The sequence below is a fragment of the Pseudomonas sp. UBA3153 genome (assembly GCF_002364635.1).
GTDB classification, from domain to species: Bacteria; Pseudomonadota; Gammaproteobacteria; order Pseudomonadales; family Pseudomonadaceae; genus Pseudomonas_O; species Pseudomonas_O kuykendallii.
In genome coordinates, this window is record NZ_DEYR01000105.1 from 5,457 (window position 1) to 6,569 (window position 1,113).

Annotated in this window: 1 protein-coding gene; it reads left to right on the top strand. The window is 58.7% G+C overall.

Annotated elements, in window-relative coordinates; translation table 11 throughout:
- Positions 1 to 109: 109 nt before the first annotated feature.
- Positions 110 to 934 (top strand): CDP-diacylglycerol--serine O-phosphatidyltransferase, encoded by an 825-nt coding sequence (gene pssA / locus B2X67_RS20605; RefSeq protein ID WP_090223533.1) that lies wholly within the window; start codon positions 110 to 112, stop codon positions 932 to 934.
- Positions 935 to 1,113 lie beyond the last annotated feature (179 nt).

The window sequence follows — 1,113 nt, forward strand, 5'->3', positions numbered from 1 at the left end:
CGTTTTTTCGTTACAGGCCCGTTCTGGTATAAAGCGCCACGCAGGCGCAAGCTCGAACCCTGAATGTTCGACCCTGTCCAATTTACGAATCCGTTGCAAGGTACTGCTAATGACCGATCAACCCGAGGAACCGAAAAAAGACCCCCTGGCCGACAGTCTGTTGCCCATCGATGAACACATCGAAGAAGGTCACGACGCCGAGGGGCGCAAGGTTCGTCACCGCGGCGTCTACCTTCTGCCCAACCTGTTCACCACGGCCAATCTGTTCGCAGGCTTCTATTCCATCATCAGCGCAATGAACGGCCGCTTCGAAGTCGCCGCGGTAACGATCTTCGTCGCCATGGTGCTGGACAGCCTCGATGGCCGTGTCGCCCGCCTGACCAATACGCAGAGTGCCTTCGGCGCTGAGTACGATTCGCTGTCCGACATGGTTGCCTTCGGCCTGGCACCGGCAGTGCTGGCCTACGAGTGGGCGCTGTCCGGGCTGGTCAACGTTGGCCTGACGGTCGCATTCATCTATGTCGCCTGCGCGGCATTGCGCCTGGCGCGCTTCAATACGCAGATCGGCAAGGTCGACAAGCGCTTCTTTATTGGTCTTGCCAGCCCGGCGGCAGCGGGTGTGGTGGCCGGAACCGTGTGGACGCTGCGCGACTTCGGCGTGGAAGGTGTGCATATGCCGATCCCGCTGGTGATGCTGTTCGCGTTGATGGTGGCTGCCGCTGGCCTGCTGATGGTCAGCAACATCAAGTACTACAGCTTCAAGGATCTGGACTTGAAAGGGCGTGTGCCGTTCGTGGCCATCCTTATCGTGGTGCTGGTGTTCGCGGTCATCTTCAGCGACCCGCCACGGGTTCTCCTGCTTATCTTCCTGGCCTATGCGCTTTCCGGCCCTGTGCAGTTCCTTATGCGTCGCCGCAAGAAAGCGGTTCTCTAAAAGGGCGGGCTCCAAACAAGCCCCGCCGTGACTGGCGTATCGCCAGCTCGCGGCGGGGCTTTTCTTTGTCCGGATAGTGGCATTGGCGGTTATGTAAGTGGATTTCGGATGTTTCCTGAAAAAAAGCCGCTTTAGTGTTGACGGCTAATTCTGAGCCCCTATAATGCGCACCACTTCCG